This window comes from [Limnothrix rosea] IAM M-220 (assembly GCF_001904615.1).
Classification (GTDB): Bacteria; Cyanobacteriota; Cyanobacteriia; order Cyanobacteriales; family MRBY01; genus MRBY01.
Genome location: NZ_MRBY01000004.1, coordinates 106,951 through 126,751, shown reverse-complemented (window position 1 = coordinate 126,751; position 19,801 = coordinate 106,951). Strand labels below are relative to the sequence as shown.

Sequence of the window (19,801 nt, the reverse complement as noted above, 5' to 3'; positions counted from 1 at the left end):
AAAAATACGGGTGCAACAATGTCACATCCATCCCAACTATCTGCTGAACCCCGCGTCACAACTTTTGATGAATTTGTGCAGTTGGCGGATTATTCCCTGATGGATAATCTCAATGCTGATCCTGATGCCACGGAAGATGGTGACGATCGCCGCGCCCGTCAGGTTTTTTCTGGTCATTTTGTTCCGGTCAAACCCACGCCTCTCACAGAGCCGGAATATGTTGCCCATAGCAGCACTTTCTTTAAAGAACTGGGATTGAGCGATGAGCTGGCCTTTGACGAAAAATTCCGCCAAGTTTTTTCTGGGGATATTGCCCCTGCCCATGAGCCGATGCGTCCCTATGGTTGGGCGACGGGTTATGCTCTGTCGATTTATGGCACGGAATATATTCAGCAATGTCCTTTCGGTACGGGCAATGGCTACGGTGATGGTCGGGCCATTTCGATTTTTGAAGGGGTATTTAATGGCGAGCGCTGGGAAATGCAGCTTAAAGGCGGAGGTCCAACGCCCTATTGTCGTGGTGCTGATGGTCGCGCAGTGTTGCGTTCCAGTGTACGGGAATTTTTAGCGCAGGAATATATGCATGCTTTGGGTGTGCCCACATCGCGCTCCTTGACCCTGTATGTTTCTAAATCGGACACCATCAAACGGCCTTGGTATTCCGAAGATTCTTATTCCTATGAGCCGGATGTCTTAGTGGATAATCCCATCGCCATTTCGACCCGTGTTGCGCCCTCCTTTTTGCGGGTTGGTCAGATAGAATTGTTTGCCCGTCGTGCTCGCAGTAATGCCCATCCCAAGGCCTTGGAAGAGTTGCGCATGATTGTGTCCCATTTAATTGAACGGGAATACAGCAGTGAGATTGATCAAAACCTTGCGTTTACAGATCAATTAGTTGAGCTACTAAGGCTATTCCGTCAGCGTTTAATTTCACTGGTAACGAATTGGTTGCGGGTCGGTTATTGCCAAGGAAATTTTAATAGCGATAACTGCGCCGCTGGTGGCTTTACCCTCGACTATGGCCCCTTTGGATTTTGTGAAAATTTTGACCCTCAGTTTCAGCCTTGGACTGGTGGTGGCGAAAAGTTTGCTTTCTTTAATCAGCCCACCGCCGCAGAAGCAAATTTTCATATGTTTTGGCAATCGGTGCGGTTGCTCATCGCAGAAAAAGATGCAGCTCTAGAGCGTTTTGATCAGGTGCGCCGTGGCTTTGCTGAAGTGATGCAAGGGCAAATTTTAACTGTGTGGGCGACGAAACTTGGCTTAGTTGAATATCATCAATCCACCGTGAAAACCTTGATGGAGTTAATGCTCGAAACAGAGGTGGATTTCACCATTTTATTCCGCGAGTTATCCCACATCCCAGAGGATATTGCGCCACTGAAAAAGAGCTTTTATGGTAATACTTCTCCGCAACTGGATGGGCAATGGCAGGCTTGGTTAGACGGTTGGCGCGATCGCCTCATAAATGAAGGAGACTTGGCTGAGATCTCTGCAAAAATGAAACAAGTTAATCCGAAATATGCGTGGCGCGAATGGTTAATCGTGCCGGCTTACGAGCAAGCAATGCAGGGTGATTATAGTTTGGTGAAAGAGTTACAGGAAGTTTTGAGCCATCCCTATGACGAGCAATCCCAAGCAGTAGAAGATAAATATTACCGTCTCAGACCTGCAGAATTTTTTAATACTGGCGGCGTGTCCCACTACAGTTGTTCGTCTTAAAGACTCCTCTAAATGGGAACCGAGACAATGAATTACATCATTCGCCCCCTCGCATTAGAAGACGAGCCATTTCTTTGGGAAATGTTGTATCACGCCATCTATATCCCTCCGGAGCATGCTCCTTTACCGCGAGACATCATCCAAACTCCAGAACTAGCTTCCTATGTTCAAGGTTGGGGGCGTGAGGGCGATCGCGGTTTTCTTGGGAGCGAGACACAAACCAACCAGCCTATTGGTGCGGTATGGCTACGCTCGCCGCGAGCAGGACATCAGGGCTATGGCTACGTAGACGACAACACCTCCGAACTTAGTATTGCGGTTCTTCCTGAATATCGTGGTCAAGGCGTAGGGACTCAATTGCTAACTCATTTATTTGCATCTGAGTTGGGGAGGTTATCTGTTTCGTTAAGCGTTTCCGTAGGCAATCCAGCTGTGCGGCTTTACGAACGTTTTGGATTTGAGATTATTAGAAAAAGCAATGGTTCACTCACGATGAAACGAAATTAAAATGCCAGTGGCGATCGCCAAGATATTGCCATTGAATGATGATGTTATAACCCTGAAAAGCTGGGTTGAAGTAGCACTCTAGCCAGCTCAGTAGTGAAGGTCTATGGAGCAAACAAGAGTTATCGACAACTACAATAGTTGTAAGTTTAATAGTTTCTCTGTTCTACGATGACTCAAACTCGCACTACTCTAGACGTTGCTTACGACGAAGACTATCAACTTTGGTTACAACTAACTGTGCAAAAACTGCGTTCAGGGGAGTATGAGTCCGTTGATTGGGAATGCCTAATTGACGAAATTGAATCTATGGGAAAACGCGATCGCCATCGTTTGAAGAGTAATTTGATCATTCTACTCATGCATTTATTGAAATGGGATGTTCAAGCAGAAAAACGATCTGGTAGCTGGGAATCGTCGATTATCGAACATCGCCGCCGCATTATTGATGATCTCGAAGATTCACCCAGTTTAAAACCCTATCTCATCACTATTCTCGACTCTGCTTATGACACTGCTCGTCGGCGTGCTAAGGCGGAAACAGGTTTACCACTGCAAGCTTTTCCTGCGAATTGCTCCTACAGCATTGACAAAATTTTGGATAATTCATAGCTCTTCAAGCTAAGGATCAATACGATTAGCCAAAATGGCGAGAGGCAGCATCGGCAACATCGGTATGAGACAAATTAATCCTTGCTTAAACGTTAATGGTGCTGTTTCAAATAGGTGATTCATTAAACTCCATTGACTAAACACGATTTGCAGGGCGATCGCCGCCACAATCCCAATGATTAAAAAGGGCGCATTGGTAATTTCTTTAGTTTTGCCTTGCAAGTAAGAGAGCAAACTTCTACCAAGTTGGCTGATGCTGAGGAGATAAATCACCCGCGCGGCGACTAGGGCTTGAATTGCCATCGTTCGCGCGACAGTGACATCACCAGTGGTGGATTTTGCCCATTCAAACATCCCAAAAATTAACACCCAGTTAAATGCAGACACCAACAAAATTCGTCGCAATAATAGTGGGGTGATCAGCGGTTCATTGGGGTTGCGCGGTGCAGACTGCATAATGTCTGGGGATTTCGCTTCAAAGGCGAGGGGGACGGTCATGGTGATGGAATTAATCATATTTAGCCACAACACCTGCAATGACAAAATCGGTAAATCCCGCGCCAATAAAGCACTGATCAAAATGGTCATCGATTCGCCACCATTGACAGGCAATAAAAAGGCGATCGCCTTGCGGAGATTTTGGAAAACGGTGCGACCTTCTTCGACTGCGGCTTCGATGGAAGCAAAATTATCGTCGGTGAGGAGCATATCGGCGGATTCACGGGCTACCTCTGTGCCGCCTTTCCCCATGGCAATGCCAATATCGGCTTGTTTCAAGGCAGGGGCATCATTTACGCCATCCCCCGTCATCGCCACAATATTCCCCCGGGATTGGAGCGCTTCGACAAGTTGTAATTTCTGAGCGGGGGCAACGCGGGCAAATACGGAACCCGTTTCAGCGACATTGCGCAACTCCTCTTTTGCCATCGTGGCTAACTGCCTTCCTTCAAACGCAGTGGCTTCCCCTGCTGCACTTATTCCCATCCGTTGGGCGATCGCCTGGGCTGTTTTAATATGGTCACCGGTGATCATCTTGACGTGGATTCCGGCTTTTTGGCAGGCATGGACGGCGGCGATCGCCTCCGGTCGTGGTGGATCGATCATCCCTTGCAAACCGAGAAAAATTAGATCTGCAGCGATGTCTTCATGCACCACCGAATGCTGATGATGATCCACTTCTTTTTTCGCAAAAGCCAAGACCCTTAAACCCTGAGCAGCCATCTCATCAACCACCTGGGTAATGGTGCTGGGCTCTAGGGCGATTAATTGACCTTGCCCATTAAGCATCTGATCACAACGACTGAGGAGCGATTCCACCGACCCTTTCACGTAAATTGTGCGCGCTTCTCCATCGTGGAGCGTCGCCATGTATTGATAGTCCGACTCAAAGGGAATCACATCTAAACGGGGTTTTTTTGAGGCAAATCCCGCTTGGCTAAACCCGACTTTTGCCGCCGAACTGAGTAACGCCCCCTCCGTTGGGTCGCCGACCACCGACCAATCATCATCGGTCTGTTTCAGTTGGGAGTCATTGCACAGCAACCCTGCTAATAAACACTCGGCTAAGGTGTGGGGTAATGCGTCATCTAGGTGGCAACTTGCCCCTTGATCCTCCCGGGGGAAAATCTCTCCCTTCGCACTATAACCCCCACCACTAACGACATAATGCTGTTGGCCGGCATAAATGGCCTGCACCGTCATTTGATTTTCGGTGAGGGTTCCGGTTTTATCGGAACAAACTACTGTCGCACTCCCCAAGGCTTCTACGGCTGGCAGTTTGCGGATAATGGCATTACGGCTGGCCATGCGATTTACCCCGATCGCCAAGGTAATGGTCACCACTGCGGGCAACCCTTCAGGAATGGCACTCACCGCTAGGGCGATCGCCGCCTCAAACATATAAACCCAAGATTCCCCCTGTCCCAAACCAATGGCAAAGGTCAGGGTCGCCAAGGTCAAAATGGCGTAGAGGAGGGTGCGGCTAAATTTAGAGAACTTGCGGGTGAGGGGGGTTTGGAGACTGACCTGCTTTTCCATCGATTGGGAAATCTGTCCCATTTCTGTGGCGTTCGCTGTGGCAACCACAATGCCGCGTCCCTGCCCAAAGGTCACAAAACTGCCCGCATAGGCCATGTTATTCCGTTCGGCGAGGGGCGTATCAGAGGCTAAAAGTTCGGTGCTTTTCTCGACGGGAACCGCTTCTCCGGTGAGGGCAGATTCATCAATTTGCAGATTACGAATTTTGACTAACCGTAGATCTGCGGGGACTTTATCCCCCGATGCCAACAGCACAATGTCCCCCGGTACAAGGTCTTTGGAAGGGACGCGTAACCTTTGATGGTCCCGCAACACATGGGCTTCTGTGGTTACTGCTTTCGCAAGGGAGGCGATCGCCCCTTCAGCTTTAGCCTCTTGGAGATAACCGATAACGGCATTAACGACGGTAACCCCCCAAATTACGGCGGCATTTGTCCAAGATCCGAGGAACGCTTTTACCGCGCCAGCCAATAGCAAAATGTAGAGGAGAGGCTGATTAAATTGCAGTAGGAACCTGAGCCATGCTGGTTTTCCGGGTTTAAAGGTTAGTTCGTTCCAGCCGTAGGTTTCATAGTTTTGGGCGACCTTTTCTGCGGACAAGCCCTGTTCTAAATCGCTCTGAAACTCGGCAAGGACGTTTTTAATGGATTGGTCATGGTAGAAATGCCGAGGAGAATCTGCACGCGCCATCTTGATTCACTAGAGATCTATACCTATCGATATTAATAAGTTTTTCTCGCGTTTGAATCGACTTAAATTGTTGCGACCAAAACCTTTCACTCCTGTTAACGGTGAAAATATCTCTCCATAATCTATTGGCGGAATTCTGAACTTGTTGTGAAAAATTTTTAAGCAGTTTTCAAAGGGGATGATGGTGGGCGATCGCCCATAGATTTTCACAAACTATATTTTTTCTGATTGGAGCGTTATCTCATCTATCAAGTCAAGGATGACAAAATCTATTTCCTAAAGACTTAAAACCATTGCTAATCAAGCGGTAGTCGGGAAATCTCGTAGTTTTACTTCAACTTGAGATTTTGACTTAAGATAAATTAGCCCGTTACTTTTTCACCGTTACACAAAGAAAAGATGAACAAAGTTACATTGATATGTACAGCGATTGCTGGCTCTTTATTTGTTAGTATCAATCGAGTTAAAGCCCAGACCTTTGATGCATTACCATTCTGCGCAACTCACACAACAGCAGAGCATTACGATTCACACCTCAGCTTGAATAATTCTGATGTGAAAGTTGCCTTATGTAGTGAAGGATCAATAGATCCAGCAGGTTACTGCTACTATACGCCAGAAAAGTTTTTTATCTTGGTTAATGACAAGTCTAATGGACGGACAATAAAACTAGAAGAAGTCCAATATGATGTTGTTCAATCCAGTAGCGTACACATTTTCAAATCAAGTGTTGATGAATTTACTTACCAAGTAGCTGCTAGCTCAGTCTATACAGCAAATCCTTGGACTAGTTTCTCTATTTTCAAAAACGGTCAAAAAACATTTCATAATATTCGATACGGACATGAATATGGTCTTGTAGGTGACTGCTAGGCACAATCTTGAACTCCCCAAATATAGCTTCCAATACCGAGACCATTTCTTCTAAGAATTTCCATTGAACAGTCAACAAATTTTTGTGCTTTTCCATTCACTAAACCATAATCATCAACTCGATTAGGATTTGGTATATGAACATTCACTAATCCTGTCGATGAACAATTATCAAATATAGTTTGAGATAAGCTTGTTAAAAAGATAGGAGAATTAAAAATATTTTCTGCTCCACTTCCTCCAAGTGAAAGAAAAACTCTTCGAGTAACTCCAGAAGGTTGATTATGGTACTGAAAATCGTTACTGAAATATAGTTGATCTACAAATCCACCTGCGTTAGAAACCTTCTCTTTCACATTGCGTAATGCAGTTTGACATTCATCATGTTGATTTACGGCAGGACTGGAATAAACACTGTCTGGAATAATTTGCGCAGAAGTTTGAATAGGATCAACCCCTAAACAAAACAGAGCTAAAAAAGCGATAGATTGGGTTTTCATCTTATTTGATATTAGTTATTGCAATAGTCTCTTGTGCCATAGCAATTTTTTGCTTGATTTAACAAACGTCTCTGCTCACTATTGGCGGCAGTAAACGGAAGATTAATACCGGGAAAACTTTGATGTTGCTGATAGTAAACCCCTAAAGGATCTAATAAAGTTTCACCATAAGTAGTCACAGTAAGTGACTCGTAGTATTTAAGGTTGATTATGGTACTGAAAATCGTTACTGAAATATAGTTGATCTACAAATCCACCTGCGTTAGAAACCTTCTCTTTCACATTGCGTAATGCAGTTTGACATTCATCATGTTGATTTACGGCAGGACTGGAATAAACACTGTCTGGAATAATTTGCGCAGAAGTTTGAATAGGATCAACCCCTAAACAAAACAGAGCTAAAAAAGCGATAGATTGGGTTTTCATCTTATTTGATATTAGTTATTGCAATAGTCTCTTGTGCCATAGCAATTTTTTGCTTGATTTAACAAACGTCTCTGCTCACTATTGGCGGCAGTAAACGGAAGATTAATACCGGGAAAACTTTGATGTTGCTGATAGTAAACCCCTAAAGGATCTAATAAAGTTTCACCATAAGTAGTCACAGTAAGTGACTCGTAGTATTTAATGTTTTCACATTTCCAAGTTTCTGATTGACGCTGACAATTTACTCCGATAACTGTTTTGGGCAAACGTTTTGTGTAAATTACAACATCACCTTGAATATTTGGTTCAGGGATATAACGACTAAGCATGTTGCTTGGACCATAGTTAGTTTGGGCGGTAAAACTACTTTGCATCACCCAACGGGCTGTGTTATCTACATTCAGGCATCCCATTGTGAATTGAGCATCAGTAAAATTCATATTGCCAGCACCATCAACTCTTTCCCAAGACCGATTTGTAGAACATTGATAGATATTATTTTCATAAATTTTACGAATGCCATTAATCGATCCGGCTAAAGCTTCAGATGGAAATAAAGCTGTGAGTAAAATACAAAAATAAAATAAGTTAGTTCTCTTCATAATTGTCAAAAAGTTATTAAATACATCCATATAAAGATTCCATAATTATTATTGCTGCGATTAGACATAACCATACTCTAGCCAAAACAAACATTTCCGACAAATTAGTTTTACATATTTTAGAAGAAAAAATATACGTCATTATTCCCAAATATGACAAATCAAAAAAAAGTATTAATATCAGAAAAGTATCATTATATTCTCGATATCGTTCACTCAAGTCCCAAATAATAGGGTCTAGTATGATTAATGAAGTCAAAAACAATACGTTTACGATGTGGTGTTTTAGCCTTACAAAAAGGAACTTTTTTTCTAGCCACTTAGCCTGTCCAAAAAATTTGATTTTATAAATAGAATAATTGATAAGAATAATAGAGCAAAAAAAAGATATTAGCTGGAATGGAACTTCATAGTTCCCGTAAAAGTCATTACCACTAATATAAACAGTTTGAGAAAAATATAGCACTTCTATCATGCTCTAGTATCCAAAATATTGTAGTAATACTGAATTAAAATACATTTATGATATTTGTGATTAGTATTGCTAGTTTATATAAACATCATAGTAACAATTAATGTAATATCTATTTTTAAAATCTATATGAAGTTACAGCATTAAATCGAGAAATGTATGCGATGACCTGTGGAAGATTTTCGTAAGCTATAAATTCTGCAATAGTCCTAAAGCTGTGGGGAAGAAATGCAGAACAATCACCTTTCGCATCTCCGCTGAACTTTTCCTAACCTAATCAAATCATGTCAAATTCGTCATGCAGCCAAAGAAGTTGAAGAGCTGACCTAGGACAAGGTTCACGACAATGTTTAGGCGATCGCCCCAAACTTTTTTCGACCAATAAAAAATCCCCTTGCCTCTTCAATTAAAGCCAAGGAGAGAGTTGATATTTAAAAGCCAAGATTATAGTAGTTATGCCAATTTAGCCTGAAACAGAGGATACCCCTACATCCCCCTTTGTAAGGGAGACTTGAGCTTTTCAGTTATCCCATCGTTACTTAAAATGACCATATCTAGCGGTGACAATTAGGCATAGCTGCCCAGAGGAGAGTCTTGTTTATTTTCGATCAACCGGAGACCCTCTTCGAGGGCAATTAGGCGATCGCCCAGCCAATGTTGCTCCGGAATTAGACCAGCAATACCGAGTTTTTCGAGGCGATCGCGGACTTTACCCGTAGCACCCACCACAATCACTTCGCGACCAACATCCAAGGCTTCTTGGATCGCATTTTCAATCGCCAGAGAAGACGTAACGCCCAGTACCGGCACTTCTGCCAAATCGACGATCAAAACATCGTAGCTCTCAATGGCACTATGTTCACGGGCGATCGCCTTCGCCACCCCAAAAATCATCGGGCCATTCAAGTGGAACAACAATAATTTGCCATTCGCAAGGTCTAAAATACGCTTCTCCTCAGACCCCAGAACAATCTGATCATCCACATCCGTAATCGCCTTAACCGCATTTTGCTGAACCGAAGAAAGACGATCAATAGTCAGAATATTCGCAATGAAAACCCCCACACCCACCGCAATCATGAGGTCAACAAAGACAGTGAGGAGAATAACGCTATAGACAATGCCCGCCGCCTTCCAAGAAATCTTATGGACACGCTTCAAGAATCCCCAGTCAATAATATCGATACCCACCTTGAGGACAATCCCCGCCAGCACCGCCAAAGGAATACCAGAAGTGAGCGGCGCAGCCCACAGCGCAATAATCAAGAGAACAAAAGCACGCACAATGCCCGCCATGGCCGTACGACCACCCGCCTGCACACTGACCACCGTTGCCGTCGTAGCACCAGAACCCGCCACACCACCAAATAAACCAGTGATAATATTCGCGATTCCTTGACCAATTAACTCTTTGTTGGAATTGTGCTCCGTACGGGTCAAACTATCCGCAACCAAACAAGTTAACAAACAATCAATACAACCCACTGTCGCCAAAATCAACGCATTCACGACGATTAAACGGAATTCGCCAACGGAAATAATGGGTAATTGTAGCGAAGGGAGACCCGGTTTGATGACACCAATGGTGGCGATCGTTCTAATTTCGATATTGCCAAGAAATAGTAAAGAAATAACCGTTCCAATAACCAAGGCTGTGAGCTGTGGCGGCAAAATCGCTTTGAGTTTATTGGGATAAAAGAACAAAATACCTAGAGTTAAAATACCCAGACCCGTTTCCCAAGGACTCGCATTGCCAATCAAGCTCGGTAAGCTACGCAAAACTCCAAGGACACCACCTTTTGGGGTAGCTTGCCCAAGAAATGGCGCAAGTTGCAAAAAAATCAGGATAACGCCAATGCCCGTCATAAAGCCGGAAATAACGTTGTAGGGCAACATGGTGATGTACTTACCTAGGCGCAATACTCCAAACAAAATTTGGAAGACACCCGCCAACATCACCACGGTGAAACCCATAGCTAAACCCCTTGCTGGGTTATCAGGGTTATTCGCCACAAGCTCAGTAATAACGGCCGTGAGAATGACCGTCATAGGGCCTGTCGGCTCGGAAATCAGACTGGGTGTGCCACCAAATAAAGAGGCAAAAAAGCCAATCAAAATGGCTCCCCAAATACCGGCAGCGGCTCCGGCTCCAGATGCGATACCGAAGGCGAGTGCCATGGGTAAAGCGACAACGGCAGCTGTTAGACCGCCAAAAAAATCTCCTTTAAAATTCCTAAAGGAGATCTTGTTAACAACGCTCATAGGTGTGTTTCTTCCTCAAGATAAATCGTTCAAAAAAGCAATAAAATTAAAATTTAGGGGAGTTGCAATGATTAAGAACCATGGATTAGAGCAAAGTTCGATGTTGCCGAATCTTCACCATGGGGCTACTCACAATAAACAAATTACAAAAATCACTTCAATATGCATAATCTATTAATGAAGCAACTAATGCATGACAGACATTTGTTTAGGCGATCGCCATCTACTGATTTCCGACTGCTACTCATCCCTGAATTTTTGACTTACCAAAATACAGGTATTTTCGTTAAGGATTTTAACAGTCTTTGGACATACTCAAGTTTTTAGATGGTTAGATATTGTTGATTAAAGGTGAAAGAAAGGGAGACTAACTCTACAAGTATAAATATGTAATTAATCATCTTTTAAGCAGATCGAATCGAGAGGGCTGCGGTTTCTAAATTTTGTTCTAGTTTAAGGTCTGGGCATTTAAGTCTTGTTTTTGGTTTTGATCAATGGAAGACTTTAGCATCCTAGAATGTTCTTAGAAAGTATTTAAATTTAAATGATGATTTTTGTGGGTAGCGTCGCAATACCAAACCAAAATTTGACGATACTTTGCACGACTTCAAAAAATGTATCGATGTCTGCTGGTTTTGTGACAAAACAGTTTGCTTGGGCTTCATAACAGCTGACAATGTCAAATTCGTCTTTTGATGTACTAAAAATGATAACGGGTATAGTTTTAAAGTATTCGGTTTTTCTAAGGCGTTTTAGAAAATCTAAGCCAGAACTTCTAGGCATATTTAGGTCTGTAATTACGAGGTCTGGATGACATTTTTTTGCATCATCGATATCTAGGGATGAGGTCAGTAAATCCCATGCGTCTTGTCCATCTTTGGCAGACCAAATCATCACATCTAAAAATAAATCGGCGATCGCCTCGCAGATCAGTTCCCGATAACCCATTTGGTCTTCAATGACAAGGACAGTCATCTGAGGACTTGGTGCATAGCGGGGGGCATTTTTCATTCAGGCTAAAATCAAAAAAAATTCAGATTGGGGCAAAATACTGTTATTTGACAAGGAGTGTAGGGGTTAGACAAAACAGTAAAAATCAAAAGTATTGTCGTGCAAATCACAACAACCCCAGTCAGCAATGCCATAGTATTTTCGCTACAACGGAGGGTCTCCTTCCGGAACTTTAGGGTTATAGTCAGAGATCAGAAATTTCTGGAACATCCACTTTACGAGAACCAAAAAATGATGTAGGTAACGTCAGTTATGGCTAAGCATGTAGCCAAAATTCTCTAGAGAAAAAGAGACACGGAGAGAGAAAAAGAGACACGGAGAGAGAAAAAGAGACACGGGGAAGCAACGAAAATTTGCATTTTTTGAAAGCTAGTANGATTGTTTGCATAGAAACATCTCCCGATCTCTCGCTTTCCCATTCACCGCGTCGTACTTCCGAGCATGCTTAAGCAAAACTCACGTTAAGTATTTTGTATCTACTTACCTTTGATCATCGCACAAATTCCTGTGTGTTTACCTATGCTATTTGACTGAAAACAAGTGGCTTATCTCAGTATTTTGGCGGAATTTATCGCTGGTAAGGTAAAGATAAAAGTTGAGCCTTGTCTTACGTCAGAATCAAGCCAAATCTTGCCATCATGCTGCTGGACAATTCTTTGGCAAATGGCCAGTCCAATGCCTGTACCGGGATATTCTTCTTGGGTATGGAGACGCTGAAATAGTTGAAAGATGCGCCCTTGATGTTGTGGGTCAATGCCAATGCCGTTGTCTTGGACTTTGCAGAGCCATTTGTCTTCGCTTTTCTCTATTGTAATCGTGATTTTTGGTGGGTTTTTAGATCTGTATTTAAGGGCATTACTCAGTAGGTTTTGCCAAAGGTTTTGGAGGTTCGACTGATCGCCGTAAATTTCGGGAAAAGTTTGTGGCAGAGTAATTTGGGCTTGGCTATTTTTGATCTTGATCTGAAGGTTGGCGATCGCCTGTTTTAGGGGACACTTGAGATTAACCAGCTGGAACGTTTTTTTGCGTGTATTTAAACGGGAATATTGCAATAGATCTTGGATTTGCTGCTGCATTCTTTTCGTTTCTTCGACGATGTGAAAAATGTAGCGTAGGGAACGTTCATCTAAATTGGGAGCGCTTCTTTTTTCCAAGAGTTGCGCATAGTTAGAGACTATTTGTAGGGGTTCTTGTAAATCGTGGGAGGCAATATAGGCGAATTGTTCTAGTTCTTTATTGGAGCGTGCTAATTCTTTCGTGTAGTGCTTTTGTTGGCGTAGTAATTCGGCCTGATTAAGGGCAATGGAAATTTGGTTGGTGAGTTGCCGGAAAAAATGTAGTTCATCGGCTGTCCAGATTTTTTTGTGATGACATTGTTGAATGCAGAGTAAACCTTTCAGGGAAGGTTCACCGTTGGCATCCAGTTTCATGGCGCTAATCACGGGTAAAACGGCGTAGGTTTTTACGGCATAGTTGCTGAGTAGTTGATGGTGGGCAGTGGGAAATTTTTCGGCAATAACGTCAATACAGGTTTGGATTTCTCCCTGCTGAAATATTCTAAAGTCGCCTCGATCAAAGGCTTCAATGGCAAAGCTTTGATTGATCATTTTCGGCACTGTGGCGATCGCCGCTTCGTGAATAACGATCCCAGACTTTTGATCCTGTAGCTCAAAGAAAATAACACGATCTACATTGAGAGCATTGCGTAACTCTGTAACGGTCGTCGCCAGCATTTTGTCCGTTTGCCAAGATTCGAGCACCCTGAGGGTCAGGGAGGTGAGTAAGTGACGGTGGCGGGTTTGACTGATTTTTGAATATTCCAGCTGACGTTCTTCGGTAATATCGCGACTACTACCTTGTACATGGGTGATGCGTCCTTGGCGATCGCGAATGGGCACAAAACTCGTCCGCCAAATTCGTTCACCGTGGGGCAAAGGTAATGTCTCTTCCGTAAAAATTGCCTCGCCAACTTTTAAGCAAGTACGGCAAGATTTTAAAATTTGTGCTGCCACGGGTGCCGAAAAAATATCCTTGGGTGTTTTCCCAATAATTTGGTGGGTATAGAAGTTGACTAATTCGCAATAGGTCGGGTTAACCATTTCAAAGACAAAATCTTGGGCTTTGTCTACTCTCAACAGAAAAATGGCCTCTGCCGAGTGCAAAACAATTCCGGAATATAGGGTTTCAGAGGCTTCTAATTCTCGCTGGGCAAAGATGCGTTGTAGGTAATGGTGAATGAGTTCTGTCGCCATTTGTAATGTCTGGCGCACAAAGGTTGAGTAGGGTCTGGCCACTGGGCGATCGCCGGAAAAAATCAAATAGCCCCACAATTGCCCCACCGTATCTTTAATCGGAAATGCTATTAAAGACGCAATATTTAGATCTGCTAGCTGCGCCGCTAAATCTGGCACATCATCGCGATTGTAGATATTCGTCGGTTGCGAATCTTTTAATAAAGCTCCCCAATATGCTAAGGGAATATGCATTAACTTTTCGTGGCAAGGGGGTGATTGATCCGCCGACCATTGTTCTACAACCACAGGCGGGTAAGCTTCACATTGGTCACGATGATGCCATTTGAGAATAGTTACCCGTTGAACGCCTAGGGTTTTACCAAATAGGCCTAAAGCGGTGGACAAGGTCGAGGTAGAGTCGGGGTTCGATAGGACGCGGGAAAATTGTGCCAGTGTTTGCGTGAAGTGAATTTGTTCTTGGTGATCCCTCGCTACGGGGTGAGGTGAATTTGAATATTGTGAATTTGAATATTGTGAATTTGAATATTGTGAAATGGTGAGGGTTTGGGTTTGAGGGTTTGTCCCTTCCGTCCCATTGAGGGCACAGATCGCATTCGGGCGATTAGTGCAAAGAATTTCTTTGATCTGTTGGGACTCTTTTTGTTTGAGGGGCTTAAGCTGTCCGCTTAGGGTAAAGGGTATTGCATTGTGTGTAATGACGGTATGTTGATAATTCACAACGGCAATGTCCTGTAAAGCGACTTGAAGTTGTTGACGAAAGGTCGGGCGATCGCCGGGCGCAACAAACAAAGTGACATAATCATCACCACAAACATCTTCACTGTGATAACCAAAGAAATCGACGGCCCCTTGATTCCAGCTGCGGATTTTACCCTCTGGCGATAGGGAAATCACAATATCTTCTGGTATTGAGTGAGTAGTCGCTTCGTTCGTTTTTTTAGGATTTTGAGAAGTTTGGAGGAGGAGTCGAATCGTTATTTTCAGGGCAAAGGTATTGAGTTGATGGCGGGGAATTTTCTCAAGGGTTGATGATTGCGCAGAAATCTCATCTTCTGGGTCTGTGATGAGAATGAGGGGTAATTTTATGTTTGCAATTTGCGGTTCTAGGTTCGCCGTCACCGTATAGATAATGCCGATATCAAAGGGCGTTGTGTCTTCCGGCAGTTGGGCTGACCACCGCCATGAGATTTGCCAGGGTTGCATTTTTTCCAAATGGGAAATAATCGGCGATCGCCCAGCTTTCTCACCAATTAACGCTACTACTAAAGTCGTTTCGGTCATTCCTTTTTCGTCAAACCTACACAAATGACCTGTCCATGGAGGCAATATGCCTACCGTTGTAACCTATTCCACCGTAACATCGCCCTATTTCGCCCAATAAATGCCCAGATCTGATGGATGCAAATTCCCTGCTGGCAAGATTTACAATGAAATAACAGCTTAATCCTTGCAATTTTACTGTGGGCTGATTGCCTCTCTACTATGCCTAAGCCAATTATCGAAATCAATAATCCTCTCCATGACAGCGATCGCCATATCCTTGTGTGCCAAAATACATCCTGCGCCGCAAAACAATCCGCTGAAGTACTAGAAAAATTTCAAGCAGAATCACTACCAAACAACTGCTATGCCTATCCCGTCGGCTGCCAAGGTCAATGTAGCGTTGCCCCGACCGTGAGAGTTGTCCCCGACGAAACTTGGTATTATCGCGTCTCCCCCGATGATGTTCCCGCCATTTGTCAGGCATTACGCCAAGGAACAGTCGTAGCCGAGAAACTCAATCCTCGCATTCATCGCTACAGTCACTATTAGTAACCCCCCATCGAAGCCCGATTACTAACTTAAAACTTAATCATCTGTCTTGTGCTCTTTTTGCCACACGGTCTATCCCTGCCCAAGGAAAGCACACCACCAACATGTCCATCTCCCCATCCCGCCCAATCCCAATCACCCCAAGAGTTTCTATCCAGACTAAAGCACAAGCCCAGCCAGAGAACCTTTGACCAGCATGTAATGAATAGATTAAATTTTGTAACATACTAATTCAAGGTATCCATGATCAGCCAACAAACAGCACTCATTACTGGGGGAGCGAAGCGAATTGGTGCGGCGATCGCCCGCGCCCTAGCAGCAGAAGGAGTTAACCTAATCATTCATTACCGTTCCTCAGCAGATGCCGCCGAAGCCTTAAAAGCAGAACTCGCAGAATTTCCCGTTGCCGTAGATCTTGTCCAAGCAGATCTACTAGATCCAGACAGCGTGGCAGCCATGATCAAAACCATCAAAGCAACAACACCACAGCTTGATATCTTGATTAACAACGCCTCCATGTTCAACAAAGAAAGCTTATTTTCCCTTAATGCCGAGAATCTCTGGAGCAATATTCAGGTTCATGCTTTCCAACCCTTTGTGCTCACCAAAGCATTTTTTGATCAAGAGTCAAAAGCAGGAAATGTAATCAATTTTTTAGATACTCGAATTTATGGCTACGACCACGAGCATGTGCCTTACCACCTCAGTAAAAAAATGCTCCATAGCCTAACGAAAATGCTGGCGTGGGAACTAGCTCCCCATGTCCGAGTCAATGGGATCGCCCCCGGCCCAGTACTGCCCCCGGTGAATTCCAACGACGATGAGCGAGAAGCTGCGGTTACGGCAAAAACGCCCCTAAAGCGATTTGGCAGCCCAGACAATGTCGTGCAAACTGTATTGTTCTACCTCAAAAATGACTTTATTACCGGTCAAGTAATCTGTGTTGATGGTGGTTTCCACCTCGGAGAAAATTTTTATGTCTAAAACCCTCGATAAAATCTATATTCGCGATCTTTTAATTCGGTGCATTATCGGCATCTTTCCCGAAGAGCGCACTAAAAAACAGGATGTGGTGATTAATGTCGTCATGTTCGCTGACCTCACCAAAGCGGGACAAACCGATAGCATAGATGACACGGTCGATTACAAACGCATCACCAAGGCGATCTTGGCAGCGATTGAACCGTCGAGCTATGGCCTCATCGAAAAAATGGCGCAGGTTGTGGCGGACATTGCCTTTACGGATCCGCTAGTGGAAAAAGTCGAGGTCACCATTGATAAACCCGGTGCGCTACGTTTTGCGAAGGCTTCGGCCGTCACGATTTTCAGAGAACGTCAGGGTTAAAAAAAATTATGGCTCGTCATCGTGTCTATCTTAGTGTTGCCTCGAATATTCAACCGGAAGGGAATATTTTTGCGGCCATGGAACAGCTCATGGACTATTGTCGGATTTTGGCGGTGTCTCGATGTTTTGTGACGGATGCGATTCCAGCGCCAGATCAGCCGCCCTCTAAGGAGTTGCCTTACTACATCAATTGTGTTGCCCTCGTGGAAACTGATTTGGAGGCAGAATCTTTGAAATTTGAGGTGTTGCGGGGAATCGAGGCAAAGCTTGGTCGGGTACGTACTGCTGATAAGTATGCGCCTCGTCCTATTGATCTTGATATTTTGCTGTTTAATCATGATGTGATCCAGCAGGATAATTTACAAATTCCTGACCCGGATCTTCGAAAGCGGTGGTTCCTTGCCCAAGGTGTTGTTGATATTGCGCCAGATTTGATCTTGCCAGATACATCGCAACTTTTGCAGCAAGTGTTAGAGCCTCTCCTTGAAAGGTTCTATGCTACGGAAAAGGGCTTCCGGGAAGATGATGTTTTGCGGGCTAAAATTTTGGCGATCGCCGCATAATTTTTCCCAATGTTTGGTGCGGTTTGATTGGTGGAAAATCCCTCTGCCTAAATCATGACTTTATTCGCCCTGGAGTGCTTGGATTTGGGCTTTTGCTTTTTGGAGGGATTCGAGCCATTCTTTTTCGGGTTGACTATCTGCCACGATGCCTGCCCCCACTTGTCCATAAACTGCCGCTGGGCGATCGCCGTCATTTTTTACCAGTAACAATGTCCGAATTAAAATATTCAAATCAAGGTTACCCCGCTGGTCGAGATAACCACAGGAACCATAAAATAAGCTGCGGCGCACAGGTTCTAGCTCTTCAATAATTTCCATACAGCGCACCTTCGGACAGCCTGTAATAGTGCCACCGGGAAACATCCCTCGAATGAGGTCAGCTTCGTCTTGGGCGGGGTCGAGTTTGCCTTGAATATTGCTCACTAAATGAATGACATGGCTGTAATGTTCAAGGATAAATTGTTCATCAACTTCGACGGTTCCCCACTCGCAGGCGCGTCCTAGGTCGTTGCGCTCCAAGTCTACCAGCATGGTATGTTCAGCGCGTTCTTTGATATTACGGGATAGTTCTTGTCCGAGGGCTTTGTCCTCTGCTAAGGTGGCACCTCTGGGTCTTGTGCCGCCGATGGGTCTTGTTTGAACTGTATTGCCAATTTTCTGAACTAACCGCTCCGGCGAACAGCTCATCATCTCTCCCCAGGGCGATCGCCAATAGCTGGCGAAGGGTGAAGGATTGATTTGGTGGAGTTTTTGGTAAATATCCCAACCGCTCGTTTCTGTTTTGGTCTGAAATCGTAGGGATAAGTTGGTCTGGAAAATATCTCCGGCTTGGATATGTTTTTTTGCTTGGGTCACTGCAGCCGTATAGGCTTGGCGATCGCTGAGAAATGTGAGGGGAAAGGTTTTTTGTTTCGGCGTTTCAGAGGTAGAAGGAGCCGTTTTTTGAAGTCGAGTTTCTAATGTGTCGAGTAATGCTGGGTTGAGTGCCGCGAGCCAAAGTATTTGTGCCTGATGATCTAGTACGGCAAAGGATTCGGGCTGATACCAATAGGCGACGGGAAAGGGCAACTCATCGTGATTTTTTTCGGGCAAGGTTTCAATTTCCCATGCCAAGTCATAGCCTAGCCAACCGAGGTAGCCGCCCGTAAAGGGTAAATGTGCCACTGCAGCCTGTGGTTTTGATTTTTTTGCTAATAATTCCCGCAAGGTGGACAAAATCTTGCCCATTGCCGGTGTTAAAATTTCTCCCGATGGTTGTCCGGCGCAAATGGAAAACCGCGATAATTTGGGTAAAACGCTGGGGTAAGGGCTTTCGAGAAGGGTGGCGATCGCCTCATGTCCGTAAAGCTTGGCAAAAATTTCGGAGCCAGTCCGTGCCGCGAGGGGCTGGGAGCGCCAGTGCCACATAGATAAAACCTAAAGAAAAAATAAACAAAGGACTGCTAGGATTTTGACATATTTTTTTACCTAGCCTGTCGCCATGAATACACCGAGCCATTACGTGATCAATCTCGCCTTGTTGGGTAAAACCATTGCTCCGAACGCCAATGTTGCCCTAACGCTGGGAGCAATTTTGCCGGATGCCCCAATTTTTATTTTTTACTTTGTAGCGAAATGGATCTACAAGATGCCAGAACAGCAGATTTGGTCAGAGGCTTATTTTTCTGCGCCTGTGCAATTTTGGGTGAGTCTGGGCCATTCTTTCCCGGTGGCGATCGCCGGACTATGCCTGAGCATCTATTTTCAGTGGCACATTGGGATTGCCTTTTTCGCCAGTATGATTGGACATTCGCTGCTGGATCTACCGGTTCATAACGACGACGCACACCGCCACTTTTTTCCACTCACTAATTATAAATTTATTAGTCCATTGTCCTACTGGGATATCAATCACCATGCCCGTATCGTCGCTGGTTTTGAGCTGGCCTTTGTGGCGATCGCCACCCCCTTTGCCCTAGCTCTCCTTAAAAATAAATTTACCCAAGGTTTGGTTTTGGCCATTGATTTAGTTTATGTATTCGCCTATTTTCGATTTTTTATCTTCCGCTAAAACTCATTAATGTCATGGCGATCGCCCTTTCTACTCGTCGAGAAACCCAAGGATTTCTCGGTCGT

19 protein-coding genes are annotated in these 19,801 nt (G+C 44.4%); 10 read left to right on the top strand and 9 right to left on the bottom strand.

Going from position 1 to position 19,801, the window contains the following annotated elements; genetic code table 11:
* Positions 1-18: 18 nt before the first annotated feature.
* The 3 genes from NIES208_RS03180 to NIES208_RS03170 all read left to right on the top strand — a co-directional run bounded on the left by NIES208_RS03180 (position 19) and on the right by NIES208_RS03170 (position 2,838).
* A complete protein-coding gene (locus NIES208_RS03180) occupies positions 19-1,722 on the top strand; it encodes a protein adenylyltransferase SelO (RefSeq protein ID WP_075889633.1) in 1,704 nt (567 codons plus the stop codon).
* 27 nt (positions 1,723-1,749) lie between these two features.
* Positions 1,750-2,229: a GNAT family N-acetyltransferase gene (locus NIES208_RS03175; RefSeq protein WP_216349346.1), complete on the top strand. Its 480-nt coding sequence runs from the start codon at positions 1,750-1,752 to the stop codon at positions 2,227-2,229.
* A gap of 168 nt (positions 2,230-2,397) precedes the next feature.
* Positions 2,398-2,838 (top strand): DUF29 domain-containing protein, encoded by a 441-nt coding sequence (locus tag NIES208_RS03170; RefSeq protein ID WP_075889629.1) that lies wholly within the window; start codon positions 2,398-2,400, stop codon positions 2,836-2,838.
* A 9-nt stretch (positions 2,839-2,847) separates the two neighbouring features.
* On the opposite strand, the gene NIES208_RS03165 is transcribed toward NIES208_RS03170, so the two are convergent.
* A complete protein-coding gene (locus NIES208_RS03165; protein ID WP_075889627.1) occupies positions 2,848-5,565 on the bottom strand; it encodes a cation-transporting P-type ATPase in 2,718 nt (905 codons plus the stop codon).
* A 399-nt stretch (positions 5,566-5,964) separates the two neighbouring features.
* On the opposite strand from NIES208_RS03165, the gene NIES208_RS03160 reads away from it, so the two are divergent.
* The gene (locus NIES208_RS03160) at positions 5,965-6,438 is read left to right on the top strand and encodes a hypothetical protein (protein ID WP_075889625.1); all 474 of its coding nucleotides are present in this window, start codon (positions 5,965-5,967) and stop codon (positions 6,436-6,438) included.
* On the opposite strand, the gene NIES208_RS03155 is transcribed toward NIES208_RS03160, so the two are convergent.
* From NIES208_RS03155 to bicA, 5 genes are all read right to left on the bottom strand, one after another.
* The gene (locus tag NIES208_RS03155) at positions 6,435-6,938 is read right to left on the bottom strand and encodes a hypothetical protein (RefSeq protein ID WP_075889623.1); all 504 of its coding nucleotides are present in this window, start codon (positions 6,936-6,938) and stop codon (positions 6,435-6,437) included. The genes NIES208_RS03160 and NIES208_RS03155 overlap by 4 nt on opposite strands.
* Positions 6,939-6,949: 11 nt before the next feature.
* Positions 6,950-7,117, bottom strand: coding sequence for a hypothetical protein (locus NIES208_RS18830; RefSeq protein WP_171971704.1), 168 nt, complete (start codon positions 7,115-7,117; stop codon positions 6,950-6,952).
* Between the two features lie 19 nt (positions 7,118-7,136).
* Positions 7,137-7,364 (bottom strand): hypothetical protein, encoded by a 228-nt coding sequence (locus NIES208_RS03150; RefSeq protein WP_075889621.1) that lies wholly within the window; start codon positions 7,362-7,364, stop codon positions 7,137-7,139.
* Between the two features lie 11 nt (positions 7,365-7,375).
* The gene (locus tag NIES208_RS03145) at positions 7,376-7,996 is read right to left on the bottom strand and encodes a hypothetical protein (protein ID WP_075889619.1); all 621 of its coding nucleotides are present in this window, start codon (positions 7,994-7,996) and stop codon (positions 7,376-7,378) included.
* Positions 7,997-9,005: 1,009 nt separating this feature from the next.
* Entirely contained in the window at positions 9,006-10,700 is a 1,695-nt protein-coding gene (gene bicA, locus NIES208_RS03135) for a bicarbonate transporter BicA (RefSeq protein ID WP_075889615.1), read from the bottom strand.
* On the opposite strand from bicA, the gene NIES208_RS18825 reads away from it, so the two are divergent.
* Positions 10,615-10,878, top strand: coding sequence for a hypothetical protein (locus NIES208_RS18825; protein WP_171971698.1), 264 nt, complete (start codon positions 10,615-10,617; stop codon positions 10,876-10,878). The genes bicA and NIES208_RS18825 overlap by 86 nt on opposite strands.
* Before the next feature lie 362 nt (positions 10,879-11,240).
* On the opposite strand, the gene NIES208_RS03130 is transcribed toward NIES208_RS18825, so the two are convergent.
* Together NIES208_RS03130 and NIES208_RS03125 are read right to left on the bottom strand one after the other, a co-directional pair.
* Entirely contained in the window at positions 11,241-11,711 is a 471-nt protein-coding gene (locus NIES208_RS03130; protein WP_075889613.1) for a response regulator, read from the bottom strand.
* A gap of 545 nt (positions 11,712-12,256) precedes the next feature.
* Complete coding sequence (locus NIES208_RS03125) at positions 12,257-15,247, bottom strand: ATP-binding protein (RefSeq protein WP_075889611.1); 2,991 nt, start codon at positions 15,245-15,247, stop codon at positions 12,257-12,259.
* Between the two features lie 201 nt (positions 15,248-15,448).
* Here NIES208_RS03125 and NIES208_RS03120 point away from each other — a divergent pair, with 201 nt between their 5' ends.
* The 4 genes from NIES208_RS03120 to folK all read left to right on the top strand — a co-directional run bounded on the left by NIES208_RS03120 (position 15,449) and on the right by folK (position 17,686).
* Positions 15,449-15,778: a (2Fe-2S) ferredoxin domain-containing protein gene (locus NIES208_RS03120; RefSeq protein WP_075889609.1), complete on the top strand. Its 330-nt coding sequence runs from the start codon at positions 15,449-15,451 to the stop codon at positions 15,776-15,778.
* A 243-nt stretch (positions 15,779-16,021) separates the two neighbouring features.
* Entirely contained in the window at positions 16,022-16,762 is a 741-nt protein-coding gene (locus NIES208_RS03115) for an SDR family oxidoreductase (RefSeq protein ID WP_075889607.1), read from the top strand.
* Positions 16,755-17,123 carry a dihydroneopterin aldolase gene (gene folB, locus NIES208_RS03110; protein ID WP_075889605.1) on the top strand — a complete coding sequence of 123 codons (369 nt, stop codon included), beginning with the start codon at positions 16,755-16,757 and terminating at the stop codon, positions 17,121-17,123. Before NIES208_RS03115 ends, folB begins: the two co-directional genes overlap by 8 nt.
* A gap of 8 nt (positions 17,124-17,131) precedes the next feature.
* Positions 17,132-17,686 (top strand): 2-amino-4-hydroxy-6-hydroxymethyldihydropteridine diphosphokinase, encoded by a 555-nt coding sequence (folK, locus tag NIES208_RS03105; RefSeq protein ID WP_075889603.1) that lies wholly within the window; start codon positions 17,132-17,134, stop codon positions 17,684-17,686.
* 60 nt (positions 17,687-17,746) lie between these two features.
* On the opposite strand, the gene NIES208_RS03100 is transcribed toward folK, so the two are convergent.
* Positions 17,747-19,093, bottom strand: a complete 1,347-nt coding sequence (locus tag NIES208_RS03100) for an anthranilate synthase component I (RefSeq protein ID WP_075889601.1) — start codon at positions 19,091-19,093, stop codon at positions 17,747-17,749.
* A 73-nt stretch (positions 19,094-19,166) separates the two neighbouring features.
* On the opposite strand from NIES208_RS03100, the gene NIES208_RS03095 reads away from it, so the two are divergent.
* Positions 19,167-19,736 (top strand): hypothetical protein, encoded by a 570-nt coding sequence (locus NIES208_RS03095; protein ID WP_075889599.1) that lies wholly within the window; start codon positions 19,167-19,169, stop codon positions 19,734-19,736.
* The last annotated feature ends 65 nt before the right edge of the window (positions 19,737-19,801 follow it).

Excerpts from the sequence above, each read along its gene's own strand:
- NIES208_RS03180 (WP_075889633.1), top strand. The coding sequence starts at position 19 with ATGTCACATCCATCCCAACTATCTGCTGAACCCCGCGTCACAACTTTT.
- NIES208_RS03175 (WP_216349346.1), top strand. The coding sequence starts at position 1,750 with ATGAATTACATCATTCGCCCCCTCGCATTAGAAGACGAGCCATTTCTT.
- NIES208_RS03170 (WP_075889629.1), top strand. The coding sequence starts at position 2,398 with ATGACTCAAACTCGCACTACTCTAGACGTTGCTTACGACGAAGACTAT.
- NIES208_RS03165 (WP_075889627.1), bottom strand. The coding sequence starts at position 5,565 with ATGGCGCGTGCAGATTCTCCTCGGCATTTCTACCATGACCAATCCATT.
- NIES208_RS03160 (WP_075889625.1), top strand. The coding sequence starts at position 5,965 with ATGAACAAAGTTACATTGATATGTACAGCGATTGCTGGCTCTTTATTT.
- NIES208_RS03155 (WP_075889623.1), bottom strand. The coding sequence starts at position 6,938 with ATGAAAACCCAATCTATCGCTTTTTTAGCTCTGTTTTGTTTAGGGGTT.
- NIES208_RS03150 (WP_075889621.1), bottom strand. The coding sequence starts at position 7,364 with ATGAAAACCCAATCTATCGCTTTTTTAGCTCTGTTTTGTTTAGGGGTT.
- NIES208_RS03145 (WP_075889619.1), bottom strand. The coding sequence starts at position 7,996 with ATGGATGTATTTAATAACTTTTTGACAATTATGAAGAGAACTAACTTA.
- NIES208_RS18825 (WP_171971698.1), top strand. The coding sequence starts at position 10,615 with ATGGGTAAAGCGACAACGGCAGCTGTTAGACCGCCAAAAAAATCTCCT.
- bicA (WP_075889615.1), bottom strand. The coding sequence starts at position 10,700 with ATGAGCGTTGTTAACAAGATCTCCTTTAGGAATTTTAAAGGAGATTTT.
- NIES208_RS03130 (WP_075889613.1), bottom strand. The coding sequence starts at position 11,711 with ATGAAAAATGCCCCCCGCTATGCACCAAGTCCTCAGATGACTGTCCTT.
- NIES208_RS03125 (WP_075889611.1), bottom strand. The coding sequence starts at position 15,247 with ATGACCGAAACGACTTTAGTAGTAGCGTTAATTGGTGAGAAAGCTGGG.
- NIES208_RS03120 (WP_075889609.1), top strand. The coding sequence starts at position 15,449 with ATGCCTAAGCCAATTATCGAAATCAATAATCCTCTCCATGACAGCGAT.
- NIES208_RS03115 (WP_075889607.1), top strand. The coding sequence starts at position 16,022 with ATGATCAGCCAACAAACAGCACTCATTACTGGGGGAGCGAAGCGAATT.
- folB (WP_075889605.1), top strand. The coding sequence starts at position 16,755 with ATGTCTAAAACCCTCGATAAAATCTATATTCGCGATCTTTTAATTCGG.
- folK (WP_075889603.1), top strand. The coding sequence starts at position 17,132 with ATGGCTCGTCATCGTGTCTATCTTAGTGTTGCCTCGAATATTCAACCG.
- NIES208_RS03100 (WP_075889601.1), bottom strand. The coding sequence starts at position 19,093 with ATGTGGCACTGGCGCTCCCAGCCCCTCGCGGCACGGACTGGCTCCGAA.
- NIES208_RS03095 (WP_075889599.1), top strand. The coding sequence starts at position 19,167 with ATGAATACACCGAGCCATTACGTGATCAATCTCGCCTTGTTGGGTAAA.